We start from the raw sequence: 13570 nt of genomic DNA, 5'->3' as shown, positions 1-13570 counted from the left end.
TACCCGGCGGATCGGTCCCGCGCGGCTCAGCCGAGGAGACCGGCGTCGCGAGCGGCCCGCAGCGACGGCTTGATCCGGTGGGTGGGCCCCACCTCGCCGGCGACCGCGTCGAGCGTCTTGAGGCCCTCACCGGTGTTGAACACGACCGTCTCGGCCGCCGGGTCCAGCCGGCCGGACTCGACCAGCTTGCGCAGCACCGCCACCGTCACCCCGCCGGCCGTCTCCGCGAAGACCCCGGTGGTACGCGCCAGCAGGCGGACACCGGCGCGGATCTCGTCGTCGTCGGCGAAATCCATCCAGCCGTCGGTGCGGCGCACCGCTTCGAGGGCGTACGGACCGGCGGCCGGGTCGCCGATGTTTAGCGACTTCGCGATCCCGGTCGGCTTGACCGGGGTGATGGCGTCGCTGCCGGCGTGCAGGGCGGTAGCGATCGGGTTACACCCGGCCGACTGCGCACCGAAGACCTTCCAGCCGGCGGCCGGCGCCTCGACCAGACCGATCTCGACCAGTTCGCTGAACGCCTTGTCAATCTTGGTGAGCAGCTCGCCGGAGGCCATCGGGATGACCACCTGGGCCGGGATCCGCCAGCCGAGCTGCTCGGCGACCTCGTAGCCGAGCGTCTTCGAGCCCTCCGCGTAGTACGGCCGGACGTTGACGTTGACGAACGCCGTGTCCTCGAACTCGTCGGTCTCCACCAGCTCGCCGCAGAGCCGGTTCACGTCGTCGTACGAGCCGTCGATCGCGACCAGGTCGCCACCGTAGACCGCGCTGGTGACGATCTTGCCCTGCTCCAGGTCGCCGGGGATGAAGACCACCGACGGCACCCCCACCCGGGCCGCGTGCGCGGCGACCGAGTTGGCCAGGTTGCCGGTGGAGGCGCAGGCGAACCGGGAGAAGCCGAGCGCCCGGGCAGCGGTCAGCGCCACCGAGACCACCCGGTCCTTGAACGAGTGGGTCGGGTTGGCGCTGTCGTCCTTGACCCACAGCGGCGCGGTGATGCCCAGCTCGGCGGCGAGGTGCGGGGCGGCGATCAGCGGGGTGAGCCCGGGGTCGAGGGTGACCCGGGAGGTCGGGTCCTGGCCGGCGGGGAGCAGGGCCGCGTAGCGCCAGATGTTCTGCGGCCCGGCCTCGATCTGAGCGCGGGTCACGGCGGCCAGCGCGGCGGCGTCGTAGTCGACCTCCAGCGGGCCGAAACACTCGTAGCAGGCGTGCTGGGCGACGAGTGGGTAGCGGGTCGAACAGGCGCGACAGACCAGGGCGCGGGCGGGGCTGGCGGCGGTGTCGATGCCGGACGGGGCGAGCGTCGACGTCATGTCGAGAGTCCTCTCATCTTTCCCCGCATCGCACCCTGCGACGGGGACGGAATTGGCACCTGCCTCGCCGAACACTCAACGATGAGCGGGCGGGGTGGTTGCCGGGGCGTCGTCGGGCCGTATCCCTCAGCCCCTCTGGATGAGGTATGCAGTTGTGTCGCCGAGTCTAGGCAATCCCGCCGGGCCCGTCCCCCGCCAATCTCAGCCTGTGAGCAATTGCACCTGCTTGTACCCCGGGTGGTCCTGTGCCCAGGGTGGTACGGCCGTTCGCCAGGCGTGCGGCCGGGCAGGCGTGCGGCCGGTTCGGACGCTTGCGGTGCGCCGGTCCGGGCGCCGATCCAGACGCTTGCCGGGCGCCGATCCAGACGCTTGCCGGGCGCCGGTCCAGACGCTTGCCGGCCGCAACCGGTCCGGGTGCACGGCCACGTCTCAGCGGCACCGTCGCGTGCCCCGGTGCCGCTGAGGGGCCACCGTCAGGCCGGCACGGAGCTTGGCGCGCCCGCGTCGAGATCGATCGCCTCGACGCCGCGCTGCCGCCGCAGGGTGTCCAGCGCCCAGGTGCCCGGGCCGAGCACCGCGATCAGCAAGAACGACCAGCAGAAGAGTACGGACAGCTCACCCTGGTTGCGCAGCGGCAGCAGTGCCTCCGGCTGGTGGACCACGAAGTACGCGTAGGCCATCGAGCCCGATGCCAGCAACGCTGCCGGCCGGGTGAAGAGCCCGGCGAACACCAGGGCACCACAGAGGGCCTGAATCAGGGCCGCCCACCAACCGGGCCACTGCCCGAGGGGGACGGGTTCGCCGCTGCCGCGGGCGCCGCCGAAGACGCCGAACAACGACGCCAGGCCGTGACAGAGAAAGAGCAGGCCGATCACCATGCGGAAGAGGGACAGGGCCGGTCCGCCGAACCGGTCAGCACGCATCGATACCTCCGTTGCAGTTGGACGATGGCACCAGAATGCGGAGCCAAAAAGATCATTGTCGATGATTTCCCTTCTAGTGGGAACGCTCCCAACCTCCTTTCAGCGGCCGAAACTTTCGGAAAGCGGTTGCACCCGCAACGCCGCATCCCGCAACCGCGCGCCGCCGATCCGACCACGACTCGCCGAAAGACCGCACAGTCCGGCCACACGCAGATCTTGGACAGTTCCCGTCAGCCGCTGACAGGAACTGTCCAAGATCTCAAACGAGTTCGACCTGCCGCCCTTCGACACCAAGGCGGCAGCGACGGCGACGGCAGCAGTGGTGGTGGTGACGGACGGCGGCTCGGATGCCACGGCGCCGGGTGGGAATCCACGGCGGCCTGCGGTCGGTGCGATGATGCCCGGATGCCAGGGGCAACAGCAGAGCGCCACGGCGGGGTGCCGGCGGGAAACCACCGACGGCTCACGCTCGCGCTCGCCGGGATCGTGCTGCTCGGCGGCTGTGCGCCGGCCGATGTGCCCGGCAGCCCGGTGGACCGTCCTCCGGCCCCGGCTCAGCCGCCCGCCGCACCCGACGTCCTGCCGCCGGCGATGGCCGACCCGCCGGCCGCCTGTCCCGACTCGGGTGTCCGGATGACGTATCTCGGCGTCAGCGCGGCGATGGGTCTGCGGGCGATGGGCGTGGAACTCGTCAACTGCGGCGACCGCCCCTACCGGCTGAACGGTTACCCGGCGCCACAGCTCCGGGACGCCGACGGCAACCCGATTCCGGTTCGCGTGATCGACGGCGCGAAGGGGATCACCTCCGGCTTCGACGACCCGCCCCGGCCGCTGGTCCTGGCCCCCGGCGAGGCAGCCGGCACCGCCCTGCTCTGGCGCAACCTGGTCGACGACCCGACCGTCGTCGCGACCAACGCCGAGCACCTCGCGGTCGCCCCGCTGCCGGGTCGCCCCGCCCAGGACGTGGCCATCCAGGGACGGATCGACCTGGGCAACACCGACCGGCTCGGGGTGAGCGCCTGGAAGAAGCGCGAGCCGACCACGCCCCGGCCGATCCCCGAATCGCCGACCCCGCCGCCCACCACGGCGGTCCCGCTGCTCTGACCGGATGCTCCGCGCCCTACGGCCGACAGCGCGAACGGCTCAGCTCGACAGGGCCCGGACCGGTGGCGGTGACCGGCCGGAGCAGCCGCGGCGGCGACGCCCTCAGCTGGTGATGTCCTTGCGGGTGAAGCGCCAGAAGGCCAGCCCCCAGAAAACGGTGGCGTAGCAGATCGCGGAGACCGAGCCCCGGACGATGTCGTCGGTCTGCACCGGCGTGGAGAGCAGCCCCAGCCAGGCGGTGCTGTAGTGGGTCGGTAGGAACGACCGGATCGCGCCGAGCGCGGTGATCTGGTCCAGGATGCTGGACAGGATCCACAGCAGCACCGCGCCCCCCACCGCGCCGAGGGCCGCGTCCGTGAGCACCGACAGCAGGAACGCCAGGCCGGCGACCACCAGCAGGACGACCGCCAGGTAGCCGAGCACCGCGAGCAGGCGGAGCAGCCCCTCGGCCGGCTCCAGCTGCGCGGCGACCGTGCTGCGCAGCGGCGACCAGCCGTAGCGGAGGGTCCCGATCAGCAGCGCCGTGCCGGCGAGCAGCACCAGAGCCGACGCCGAGTACGCGAGCGCGACCACCAGCTTCACCGTGAGCAGCCGGGCCCGGGGCACCGGTATCGCCAGCAGGTAGCGCAGGCTCCCCCAGCTCGCCTCGCTGGCCACCGTGTCGCCGCAGAACAGCGCCACCACCACGACCAGCAGGAACGAGGCCGACACGAAGATCGTGAAGAGGGTGAAGTTGAGTCCGCCGGAGGTGGCGAGGTCGATGAGGCTGCCGAACTCGCCCCCGCCGTTGTCGTCGTCGTTGGAGTCGAACTGGAACGCGATCAGGATGATCAGCGGCAGCAGCACCATGAAGCCGAGCGCCAGCTGGGTGCGCCGCCGCGACGCCTGCCGGCGGAACTCCGCGCCGAACGGCAACGTCCGCGACGGCCGGTAGCCGGCCGCCGCCCCCGAGGCTTCCGCCCCGGCCGTGCTCCGCGTCGGCTCGACAGTCGATCCCGCCATCACCGGTCCCCGCTTCCCCGAGAGTTCTCGCCCACCAGAGCGAGGAAGGCGTCCTCCAGGCGGCGCCGGGGCACCACCCGGTCCACTCCGATCCCGGCCCGGACCAGCTCGGCGACCACCTCGCTGCGGGCGGTGCCGTTGGTGTCCACCACCAGGTGCCCGGCGTCGTCGTCGAGCACGCGTACGCCGCCGAAACCGTCGAGCACCCCCCGGGCCGCCGCCGGGTCGCTCACCTCGAACAGCACGCTGGGCGAGTCGCCGACGATCTCCTCCACCGGCCCGGAGGCCACGATCCGGCCCTTGTTGACCACCACGGCGTGGGTGCAGGTCTGCTCCACCTCGGCCAACAGGTGACTGGAGACCAATACCGCCCGGCCGTCGGTGGCGTACCGCTTGAGCACCCGACGCATCTCGGCGATCTGCGGCGGGTCCAGCCCGTCGGTCGGCTCGTCGAGCACCAGCAGATCCGGCAGGCCGAGCATCGCCTGGGCGATGGCCAGCCGCTGCCGCATGCCGTGGCTGTACTTGCGTACCGGCCGATGCACCGAGCTGCCCAGGCCGGCGATCTCCAGCGCCTGCTCGAAGCGGGCGTCGGCCGCCGGCCGGCCGGTAGCCCGCCAGTACGCCCTCAGGTTCTCCAGGCCGGTCAGGTGCGGCAGGAAGCCGGGGCCCTCGACCAGCGAACCGATCCTCGACAGCACGGGCGAACCCGGCACCAGCCGGTGTCCGAAGACGTAGATCTCACCCGCGGTCGGCTGGGTCAGCCCCATCAGCACCCGCAGGGTGGTCGTCTTGCCGGCACCGTTCGGCCCGAGCAGGCCGACCACCTGACCGGGGTGCACCTCGAAGTCGACCTCGGAGACCGCGACGAAGCCGTCGGCGTACTCCTTGCGCAGGTGGCGCACGGCCAGCGGGGTGTCCGCGTACGCCGGATGCACGGAGGTGTCCTGACGGCGGTGCCGCAGGCGCAGCACGGCCACGAGCACGACGAGCCCGACCACGATCGCGGCGAGCAGCCCGGCCAGCACCCAGCGCCAGAGCGCCGCCTCGGTGGGGATGGGGTCGCCGTCGACCGTGGGCAGGCTCAACCGCGCGTCCCCGACCACGACCGTGTGCACGCTCGGCTCGATCGGGGAGGTGTACGCCTGGTCGGAGGTGGCGACGACCAGCCGGAGCCGGTGCCCGGCCTCGACCCGGTGCACGATCGCCGGCAGGGTGACGGTGACCGGCTGGGCGGCGTCGATCGTGGCGGGCAGGTCGGCCAGCCGGATCGGGGCGATCAGCCCGCTGGGTAGGGTGGCGGCACCCTCCTCGTCGACGTCGTAGAGCTTGACGAAGAGGACCGCCTCGCCGCTGGCCGAGGCGGCCCGGACCGGCACGGTGGGCGACCCGACGATGTCCACGGCCTCGGCCAGCGGCTGCGACTCGAACCGGGCATGCTGCCCGGGGATGTCGCCGGCGACCCCACCGAGCAGCGAACTCAGCGAGCCGGCGAAGGGCACGGACGAGATGGCGGCCGGATTTCCCCGGGGCGGGCTCGCCACCCGCTGCGGCGGCCCGGCCAGCGACACCTCCCGCCGGGACTCGCCGGCCAGGCCCGGGTAGTCGGCCGTGCGGTAGCCGGTCGCGACCAGTCCTCGGTCCATCGCGTCGAAGCCGGCGATCCGGGAGAAGGTGAAGGTGTCCGCCGGTGCGTCGCCGTCGCCCGCGACGTAGTGGTCGAGCCACTGGGCGGTCAGGAACTTCACCCGGTCGGAGTCGCTCTGCGGCCCCGCACCGCCGTCGTGGCCGCCGGTGAACCAGGCGACCCGGACCGGCGTGCCGTTCGCGGCGATGCCGCGGGCGTTGGCGTCGGCCTCGCCGAGCGGGAAGAGGGTGTCCGCCGCGCCCTGCACCAGCAGCGTGGGTGCCTCGATCCGGTCCAGCACGCCGGCCGGGCTGGAGCGCCGCAGCAGGTCCACCGCGGCCTGGTCGGCCCGGCCGGCGGCGGCGATGCGCAGGTACGCGGCGCAGATGTCGGCGGCGAACCGGCCGCAGGAGGGGTCGGCCGGGACGCTGCCCGTCGGGGCGCCCGGTGCTGTCCCCGGCCCCTGTCCCGGCGCCGGGCTGGGCGGTCCGGGGGCGGGAGCACCCTCGGGTGCCTCGGCGGTGCTGCCGGAGATCCCGGCCGGTCCGGAGCCGACGTTTCCTCCCCCGCCGAAGAAGATGCCGGCCCAGCCGGACTTGAAGACCCCTTGGGTCGGATCCCCGCCGCTGTTCTCGGGCAGGAAGGCACGGGACAGGTCGTTCCAGGTGATCATGGGAACGATCGCGTCCACCCGTTGATCCTGGGCGGCGAGCAGGAGCGCCAGGGCACCGCCGTAGGAGCCTCCGACCACCCCGACCCGGGGGTCACCGGCCGCGTCCGTGCGGACCTCCGGGCGGCCCGCCAGCCAGTCCAGCAGCCGCTGGGCATCGCGTACCTCGTGGTCGGGACTGTCCAGGTGAATCCGGCCGCCGCTGCGGCCGAAGCCCCGGGCCGTCCAGGTCAGCACGGCGTAGCCCCGGTCGGCCAGGTCCTCGGCGTCGGTGCGGACCGAGTTCTTGGTGCCGCCGAAGCCGTGGGCGAGCAGCACCGCCGGAACCTGCCGGCCGGCGGCGGCGTCACGCGGGAGGTACAACGTGGTGTCGAGGTCGACCGGCTCGTCGCCGTTCGGGCCGGACCGGACCGTGAGCATCGCGGACTCGGTGCGGAAGCCCGGCCGGTCCGGCCAGATCGCCCAGACCACGGCCACCGCCAGCAGGGCCACGGCCACCGAGGCGACGATGGCCCGGCGACCGGTGGGCAGGGCACGTCGGATTCGTGCGGCCGGGATCGGCGATCTCATTCGGCACACGGTACGGCCCGGATCCTGAGTATTAGCTGAGATCCGCCGTACGTCCGTTCTGGCTGGCCGATCGGCTTCGCCGGAAGGTCGACCGCACATCGTCGGTGGGCGAACCTTTGGGACAACTTCGCATCGTGGAAATTCATCCCTTTCATCGGAATCCATGCCCAAGTTCGCCTATCACCTCCAGCAACGACACTGAAGGTGACCACATTGACGGGTACGAGTTACTTCGCTCGAAGTGACGCAAACCTGACCGTCTCAGATCGATACCAGGCCATCCCGCTTCGATTAGTTTTCCGGTCCGACGCACGGGACCGGCTCGTCGACACCGTCGGGGAACCCGCGCCACCGCCGGAGGAGACAATCATGACCGTTCCCGCTCCGCGGGTCCGTCGCCGGCCCAGGACACCGGGCCGGCTGTTGCCGTTGCTACTCGCCACCGCGCTGCTGCTGCCGGTGGCGTTCCTCGTCGTGCAGGCCCACCGGCTCATCGACACCGACCGCGACGTCGTCGAACGGGAACGACTCGGCGTCGAGTATCTTCGCGCCCTCGGCCCGGTGACCGACGCCCTGGTCGACGCCCAGAGCGCCGCCGTGACCGGCCGCTCGCTGCGCCGGGACACCCTGGATCGGGCGGTGGAGCGAGCCGCGACGGTCGATGCCCGCATCGGCAGCGAGCTGAGCAGCAGCGAGCGGTGGGCCGGGCTACGGGCGAAGCTGGAGGCGCTGCCCGAGCGCTCACTGGCCGACCCGGAAGTCGCCTTCACCGTGTACGGGGAGGTCACCGACCTGCTGCTGGCCCTGCACGGCAGGATACGCGAATCCTCCGGCCTGATCCGCGACTCCGGCCCCGACTCGTACTTCCTGCAGGACGGGGTCGGGGAGGAGATGCCGGAGGCGGTGGTGGCCGCCGGGCGGCTCACCGACCTGGCCGTGCTGATCAGCCGGCGGCCCGCCGGCGACCGGATCGCCTCCCTCAGCCAGCTGGCCACCCTCCGCAGCGCCACTCTCCAACCGGCCAACGACCTGGCCAACAACCTTCGGGCCGTGGTAGACCGATCGGAAAGCGCCGATCTGGGCGCGACCGTGCTCACCCCCTTCGACGCCTACCAGCGGGCGGTCGAGGCGATGGCGCTGCACTCCCAGCCGGTGGACCGGGCGGGGACGGTCGACACGACCCGGCTCCTCGCGGCCCGGAACGAGGCGCAACAGGCCGCGAGGCAGCTCCAGCCGGTCCTCCTCGACGAGATCGACCGGCTGCTGGCGGACCGCATCGACCGGATGGACCGGGAGGGCCTGCTGATCCTCGGCGCCGGGGGCGTCGCCGGCCTGCTCCTGGTCACCCTCGCGGTGACCGGCTGGGTGTCCCGGCCGAGGAACGCCGTCCCCACGATCGGATCGGCCGGCAACGGGCTCGTCGAGCCGCCCACGCTCACCGGCGCCGGGTGGGAGCCGACGGCGGTGCGTCCGGCAGGCGAGCAGCCACCGGCGTTCCAGCCGACCGGACAGGTCCACGAGCCGGACCGGTGGAGGCCCTTCGATGCTGCTCGGTAGGCTCCGGATCCGGGGCAAGCTCACCCTCCTTGTGATCATCCCGCTGCTCTGCATGCTCGGGCTGACCCTTCCGGTGGTCTGGGAGCGGGTCGGTGTGGCCCAGCGGGCGGGCGAGATCGACAGCACCGTCCAGGTCGCCAGCCGGGTCGGCACGCTGCTCCAACACCTCCAGCGGGAACGGATGCTCGCCATCGGCCTGTTGCTCGGGCAGGTCCAGCGCAGCGAACTGGTGCAGGAGATCGCGGAGGTGGACGACCAGATCGTCGATCTGCGTGCCAGGTTCGACGACGAACTGCCGGTCGAGGTGGGCAGGGCGGTCGACGGCGTCAAGCAGCTCGCCGAGGTCCGGACGGCGGTGTTGGCGGGACAGGCCGCACCTGCGCAGGTCATCGGCGCCTACGGGCCGGTTCACCTGGCCCTGATCGACTCGTTGCGGCTGCCCTACGACGTGGACACCCGCACCTCGGCCGGCCGGCAGGTGCTGGCGCTGGACAGCATCCTGCGCAAGAGCGAAGGACTCAGCAGTGGCGGCGCCCTGATCGTGCTGGTCGCCGCGTCGCCGAACCCACAGCTCGCCACCGCCTTCGTGGCCAACATGGCCACCCTCCAGTCGGAGAGCGACAAGATGCTCGGCCTGCTCACCCCCGAGCAGCAGGCGCTGGTGACCATCGAACAGACCGCGGTGGACGCCCGGACCAGCCCGGAGTTCCTCCAGCAGAGCACCCTGGACCCGGTGGGCGCGGTGGCCGGGACGCCGGTGCAGGCCCTCTTCCCGACCATCTCCTCGCTGATCACGCTAGGTCAGTTCGTGGAGAAGAAGCTGGTCGCCGACGTCACCGCCGAGGTCCGCGCCCAACGACAGGCGGCGCTGGCCGGCGCGTACTGGGTGACGGTCCTGGTCGCGCTGATCCTGGTCGTCGTCGTGCTGCTCGCCCTGGCCATCGGTCGCACGGTGACCGGACCGCTGACCCGGCTCACCCGCTCCGCCGACCGGGTGGCCCGGGTCGCCGAGTCCGAACTGGTGCGGGTGGCCGACGACGAGACGGACAACGCCCAGCCGGTTCACCTCGACCCGGTCGAGGTGCGCGCCCGGGACGAGATCGGCGACCTGGCCCGGGCCTTCGAGCGGGTGCAGAGCACGGCCGCCCGGCTGGTGGAACGGCAGGCGGCGAGCCGCCGCAACGTCGCTCAGATGTTCGGCCACGTCGGTCGACGCACCCAGAACCTGGTCGGTCGTCAGATCGCCCTGATCGACCGGTTGGAGCAACAGGAGACCGAGCCGGGGCGGCTGGAGGACCTGTACCGGCTCGACCACATCTCCAGCCGCCTGCGGCGCAGCGCGGGCAACCTCGTGGTGCTCTCCGGCGCGACGGGCGACGTCGCGCACGTCGCGCCGGTTCCGCTGGCCGACGTGGTCCGCCTGGCCCTCGGTGAGATCGAGGACTACACCCGGGTCGACGTACGGGTTCCGACCGAGGTCGCGGCGGCACCGGCGATCGTCGGCGATCTGGTGCTGGCGCTCGCCGAACTCATGGAGAACGCCACCGTCTTCTCCCCGCCGCACGCCCGGGTGCTGGTCGGCGGCGAACTCACCGAGGACGGTGCACGCCTGACGGTGGTGGACCACGGGATCGGCATGACCGAGGCCCGGCTGGCGGACGAGAACGCCCGGCTCACCCGGCGGGAACGGCTGGACCTCGCCCCGACCGAGGTGCTCGGACTGTTCGTGGTGGGTCGGCTGGCCCGCCGGCACGGGTGGGCGGTCGGCCTCTCCGCCACCCCCGGTGGCGGGGTCACCGCCGACCTGCGGATCTCGCGGTCGTCGCTGGTCGTCGGGACGCCCGAGCAGGCCGGGCTGCCGCTCGGCAGGTCCGCCCCCGCAGCCGCCCTGCCGATCCGGCACCAGCCCGAACCGGTGGCCGTGCCGGGGACGCGCTTGCGGTGCTCGGCCCGGCCCGGCCGGCAACCGACCCGGCGGCGCTACCCGGGTTCGACCCGAAGCTGCTCAGCCGGGCCACCGAGAGCCTGGAGTTGTCCGAGTCCTGGGACGCCTTCGCCACGAGTCCGGACGCCGCGCCGGCGGCCGTCGCGGAGCCGGCCGGGGCCGACCCGGCCACCGCGGTGCCGTCGCAGGTCTCGCCGGTGCGGACCGGTCCGCCCGGCCCGATGCCGGGAGTCAGGCAGCGGGTCCCCGGGGCCAGCCTGCCGGGCACGGCACCGCGGGCGGGTCCGGTGGACGCCACCGGCGCCGATCCGACCGCCGCTCGCGCGGCGGTCGAGGAGTTCGAGTCGGGGGTGCGCCGGGCCGAGCAGAGCCGGGCCGGGGCGCTTCCGCAGCTGACCGAGCCGGCATCCGCCGGCCCGCAGCTGTCCCGGCGGGTGCCGGGGGCGAACCTGATCGCGCAACTCCCGCAGCAACCGCTCATCCAGGACCCGGGCGACCCGGCCGAGGTCCGCGATCGCATCAACGCGTTCGAGACGGGCGTCGCCCGGGCTCTGCGCGACGTCCGTACCGACCGCAGCGACGAAGAAGGAACGCCACGGTGACCAGCCCGCACGTACACGAGAACCTCGACCATCAGAGTCATCCGGCCGGTGACCTCAGCCCCGAGGCACGCACCTTCAACTGGCTGCTGGATTCCTTCACCTCGGGTACCGCCGGCGTGCTGGAGGCGATCGCCGTGTCATCGGACGGGCTGCTGATGGCCATGTCCGCGATCAAGGACCGGTCCAACGCGGAGCGCCTCGCCGCGGTCGTGTCGGGTATGACCAGCCTGGCCGGCGGTGCCGCCAGCTGGTACGCGCTGGGCGGGCTGAACCGGGTCGTGGTGGACATGGCCGAGGGCTACCTGTTGATCAGCGCGATCAGCAGTGGTTCGGTGCTCGGCGTGGTCGCCGACCGGTCGGCCAATCTGGGCACCGTCGCCTACGAGATGACCCTCTTCGCCGGTCGAGCCGGTGGTGCGCTCACCCCGCGTCTGATCGTCGAACTCAAGAACTCCGTACAGCAATGAACCCCGACGCCGCCGGTGCGGAGCAGGAGCCGGTGGTCCGGATCCGGCCGTACCTGCGTGAGTGTTCCCCGACCGGCCCCGCCGGTCCGGCGGACGCACCGGCGGCGATCGGGTCGGAGCCCGAGGTGGCCGGGCCGTCCGGGCCACGCCCTTTCGTGCTCACCGCCGGCCGGGTGGCCGGCGCCGACCCACGATCGGCCTGGAGACCCAGGTGACCGCCCGGCCGACCACCGAACCGTGGAGCGTCACGGCCGCCCGGCTGACCCCGGAACTCCAGGCGATCGTGGCGCTCTGCGGTGAGCCGATCTCGGTTGCCGAGATCTCCGCCCGGACCCGGTTGCACTTCGGCGTGACCCGGGTTCTGGTCGGCGACCTGCGGGCCGCCGGCCAGCTGGACGTACACGTCACCGACGCCGACGAGGCCCTCGACCCCGACGTCATCCTGCGAGTGATTGATGGACTCCGTGCAATCTCCTGACTGGCCGGTCGCCCCATCGGGCGCGCTCGCCGCCAACAGCGCCGCAGCCCGCTACGGCGGCCCGGCACCGACCCCGCCGTCCATCGGACGGGCCACCCCACCACCGGCACCACCGCCGGTCCATCCACCGGCGGCACCACTGCCGTACCGGCCGCCGGCCGCGACCCCCGCGGCTACCGGCACACCGCGCGCCGCACCGCCGATCCCGGTCAAGATCCTGGTGGCCGGTGGCTTCGGGGTCGGCAAGACGACCACCGTGGGCTCGATCTCGGAGATCGCCCCGCTGACCACCGAGGCGGAGATGACCACCGCCGGGATCGGCGTCGACGACCCGGGACAGCGCTCCGGGAAGACCACCACCACGGTGGCGATGGACTTCGGCTGCGTCACCATCGATCGCAGCCTGAAGCTGTACCTGTTCGGCACACCGGGCCAGACCCGCTTCGGCTTCATGTGGGACGACCTGGCCCGGGGCGCGCTCGGCGCGCTGGTGGTGGTCGACAGCGCCCGGCTGGACGACTGCTACCCGGCGATCGACTTCTTCGAACGGGCCGGTCTGCCCTTCGTGGTCGGGGTGAACGCCTTCGACGGCCGGCTGGCGCACGATCTCGGTGCGATCCGGTGGGCCCTCGCGATCGGCGAACATGTACCCCTGGTGCAGTTCGACGCCAGGGACCGGCTCTCGGTGCGGGACGCCCTGCTGGTCGTCCTGGACCGTGCGCTGGACCGGGCCACCCGGGAGAAGCGGGCCTGAGCCGACCGGCTCGCGGCCCCTCGTGGGAAGGGGTGAGGCGGATGAGAGGCGGACTGGACGAGACCCTGGCCCGGATGCGCCGGCGCGAGGAGGCGCTGCGCCGACGGTCTACGGAACCGGCCACGGCGACCGGGGAGCCGTCCGGGCCACAGCCGGACCGGGCGCCCGGCTTCGGGGAACGCCGGGCCGACGGCCGCAACGCGGGGCCCGGCTGGGCCGGCACCCACGAGCCGGCCCACGAGGCACCGCCCCGGCACGTGGTGGAGGAGGTCGCCGAGGCGCTGCGCGTGGCCGTCGCGGCACATCCGGGGTCGGCCGTCACCGCCCGGGTCGAGCACGACGGGCAGGCGTACGACCTGAGGGTGGCCTGGGTCGACCAGGCGGTGACGGTGACCGCGCAGCCCGCCACGCCGCCGCCGGCCTGGCCGATGTCGGCCAACACCGTACCCGGCTGGTCCTCCGCCCAGGACGTGAGCGCGGACCCGGCGGCCCGGCTGGCCGAACTGATCCGCCGCGACCCGTCCCTGCTCACCGGGGAGGAGCCACCGGCCTGACCGG

11 protein-coding genes, 1 pseudogene and 1 riboswitch are annotated in these 13570 nt (G+C 72.7%); of the genes and pseudogenes, 8 read left to right on the top strand and 4 right to left on the bottom strand.

Annotation, left to right across the window (positions count from 1 at the left end; translation table 11 throughout):
- Nucleotides 1-26: 26 nt before the first annotated feature.
- Both thrC and KIF24_RS02205 read right to left on the bottom strand, forming a co-directional pair.
- Complete coding sequence (gene thrC / locus KIF24_RS02210) at nucleotides 27-1313, bottom strand: threonine synthase (RefSeq protein WP_221082539.1); 1287 nt, start codon at nucleotides 1311-1313, stop codon at nucleotides 27-29.
- A gap of 10 nt (nucleotides 1314-1323) precedes the next feature.
- A riboswitch (SAM riboswitch) is annotated at nucleotides 1324-1459 on the bottom strand.
- Nucleotides 1460-1786: 327 nt separating this feature from the next.
- Nucleotides 1787-2236 carry a DoxX family protein gene (locus KIF24_RS02205; RefSeq protein ID WP_221082538.1) on the bottom strand — a complete coding sequence of 150 codons (450 nt, stop codon included), beginning with the start codon at nucleotides 2234-2236 and terminating at the stop codon, nucleotides 1787-1789.
- Between the two features lie 405 nt (nucleotides 2237-2641).
- Here KIF24_RS02205 and KIF24_RS02200 point away from each other — a divergent pair, with 405 nt between their 5' ends.
- The gene (locus KIF24_RS02200) at nucleotides 2642-3340 is read left to right on the top strand and encodes a DUF4232 domain-containing protein (RefSeq protein WP_221082537.1); all 699 of its coding nucleotides are present in this window, start codon (nucleotides 2642-2644) and stop codon (nucleotides 3338-3340) included.
- Nucleotides 3341-3442: 102 nt separating this feature from the next.
- Here KIF24_RS02200 and KIF24_RS02195 read toward each other — a convergent pair whose 3' ends face one another.
- Both KIF24_RS02195 and KIF24_RS02190 read right to left on the bottom strand, forming a co-directional pair.
- Nucleotides 3443-4342: an ABC transporter permease gene (locus tag KIF24_RS02195; protein ID WP_221082536.1), complete on the bottom strand. Its 900-nt coding sequence runs from the start codon at nucleotides 4340-4342 to the stop codon at nucleotides 3443-3445.
- Nucleotides 4342-7209, bottom strand: coding sequence for an alpha/beta fold hydrolase (locus tag KIF24_RS02190; protein WP_221082535.1), 2868 nt, complete (start codon nucleotides 7207-7209; stop codon nucleotides 4342-4344). Before KIF24_RS02190 ends, KIF24_RS02195 begins: the two co-directional genes overlap by 1 nt.
- Before the next feature lie 369 nt (nucleotides 7210-7578).
- Here KIF24_RS02190 and KIF24_RS02185 point away from each other — a divergent pair, with 369 nt between their 5' ends.
- The 7 genes and pseudogenes from KIF24_RS02185 to KIF24_RS02160 all read left to right on the top strand — a co-directional run bounded on the left by KIF24_RS02185 (nucleotide 7579) and on the right by KIF24_RS02160 (nucleotide 13566).
- On the top strand, nucleotides 7579-8766 hold the full coding sequence (locus KIF24_RS02185; RefSeq protein WP_221082534.1) for a hypothetical protein: 1188 nt from the start codon (nucleotides 7579-7581) through the stop codon (nucleotides 8764-8766).
- On the top strand, nucleotides 8753-11107 hold the full coding sequence (locus KIF24_RS02180; protein WP_230414803.1) for a sensor histidine kinase: 2355 nt from the start codon (nucleotides 8753-8755) through the stop codon (nucleotides 11105-11107). The genes KIF24_RS02185 and KIF24_RS02180 overlap by 14 nt, the downstream gene beginning before the upstream one ends.
- Nucleotides 11062-11313 (top strand): hypothetical protein, encoded by a 252-nt coding sequence (locus KIF24_RS32075; protein WP_230414801.1) that lies wholly within the window; start codon nucleotides 11062-11064, stop codon nucleotides 11311-11313. The genes KIF24_RS02180 and KIF24_RS32075 overlap by 46 nt, the downstream gene beginning before the upstream one ends.
- Nucleotides 11310-11780 (top strand): roadblock/LC7 domain-containing protein, encoded by a 471-nt coding sequence (locus tag KIF24_RS02175; protein ID WP_221082533.1) that lies wholly within the window; start codon nucleotides 11310-11312, stop codon nucleotides 11778-11780. The genes KIF24_RS32075 and KIF24_RS02175 overlap by 4 nt, the downstream gene beginning before the upstream one ends.
- A pseudogene (locus KIF24_RS02170) lies at nucleotides 11777-12258 on the top strand (DUF742 domain-containing protein). Before KIF24_RS02175 ends, KIF24_RS02170 begins: the two are co-directional and overlap by 4 nt.
- The gene (locus tag KIF24_RS02165; protein WP_221082532.1) at nucleotides 12236-13012 is read left to right on the top strand and encodes a GTP-binding protein; all 777 of its coding nucleotides are present in this window, start codon (nucleotides 12236-12238) and stop codon (nucleotides 13010-13012) included. Before KIF24_RS02170 ends, KIF24_RS02165 begins: the two are co-directional and overlap by 23 nt.
- A gap of 41 nt (nucleotides 13013-13053) precedes the next feature.
- Nucleotides 13054-13566 carry a hypothetical protein gene (locus KIF24_RS02160; protein WP_221082531.1) on the top strand — a complete coding sequence of 171 codons (513 nt, stop codon included), beginning with the start codon at nucleotides 13054-13056 and terminating at the stop codon, nucleotides 13564-13566.
- The last annotated feature ends 4 nt before the right edge of the window (nucleotides 13567-13570 follow it).

Source organism: Micromonospora tarapacensis, assembly GCF_019697375.1.
In the GTDB taxonomy this organism is placed as follows: Bacteria; Actinomycetota; Actinomycetes; order Mycobacteriales; family Micromonosporaceae; genus Micromonospora; species Micromonospora tarapacensis.
The sequence above is the reverse complement of the archived record's forward strand: the minus strand, read 5'-3'. Positions and strand labels throughout refer to the sequence as shown.

Excerpts from the sequence above, each read along its gene's own strand:
- thrC (WP_221082539.1), bottom strand. The coding sequence starts at position 1,313 with ATGACGTCGACGCTCGCCCCGTCCGGCATCGACACCGCCGCCAGCCCC.
- KIF24_RS02205 (WP_221082538.1), bottom strand. The coding sequence starts at position 2,236 with ATGCGTGCTGACCGGTTCGGCGGACCGGCCCTGTCCCTCTTCCGCATG.
- KIF24_RS02200 (WP_221082537.1), top strand. The coding sequence starts at position 2,642 with ATGCCAGGGGCAACAGCAGAGCGCCACGGCGGGGTGCCGGCGGGAAAC.
- KIF24_RS02195 (WP_221082536.1), bottom strand. The coding sequence starts at position 4,342 with ATGGCGGGATCGACTGTCGAGCCGACGCGGAGCACGGCCGGGGCGGAA.
- KIF24_RS02190 (WP_221082535.1), bottom strand. The coding sequence starts at position 7,209 with ATGAGATCGCCGATCCCGGCCGCACGAATCCGACGTGCCCTGCCCACC.
- KIF24_RS02185 (WP_221082534.1), top strand. The coding sequence starts at position 7,579 with ATGACCGTTCCCGCTCCGCGGGTCCGTCGCCGGCCCAGGACACCGGGC.
- KIF24_RS02180 (WP_230414803.1), top strand. The coding sequence starts at position 8,753 with ATGCTGCTCGGTAGGCTCCGGATCCGGGGCAAGCTCACCCTCCTTGTG.
- KIF24_RS02165 (WP_221082532.1), top strand. The coding sequence starts at position 12,236 with ATGGACTCCGTGCAATCTCCTGACTGGCCGGTCGCCCCATCGGGCGCG.
- KIF24_RS02160 (WP_221082531.1), top strand. The coding sequence starts at position 13,054 with ATGAGAGGCGGACTGGACGAGACCCTGGCCCGGATGCGCCGGCGCGAG.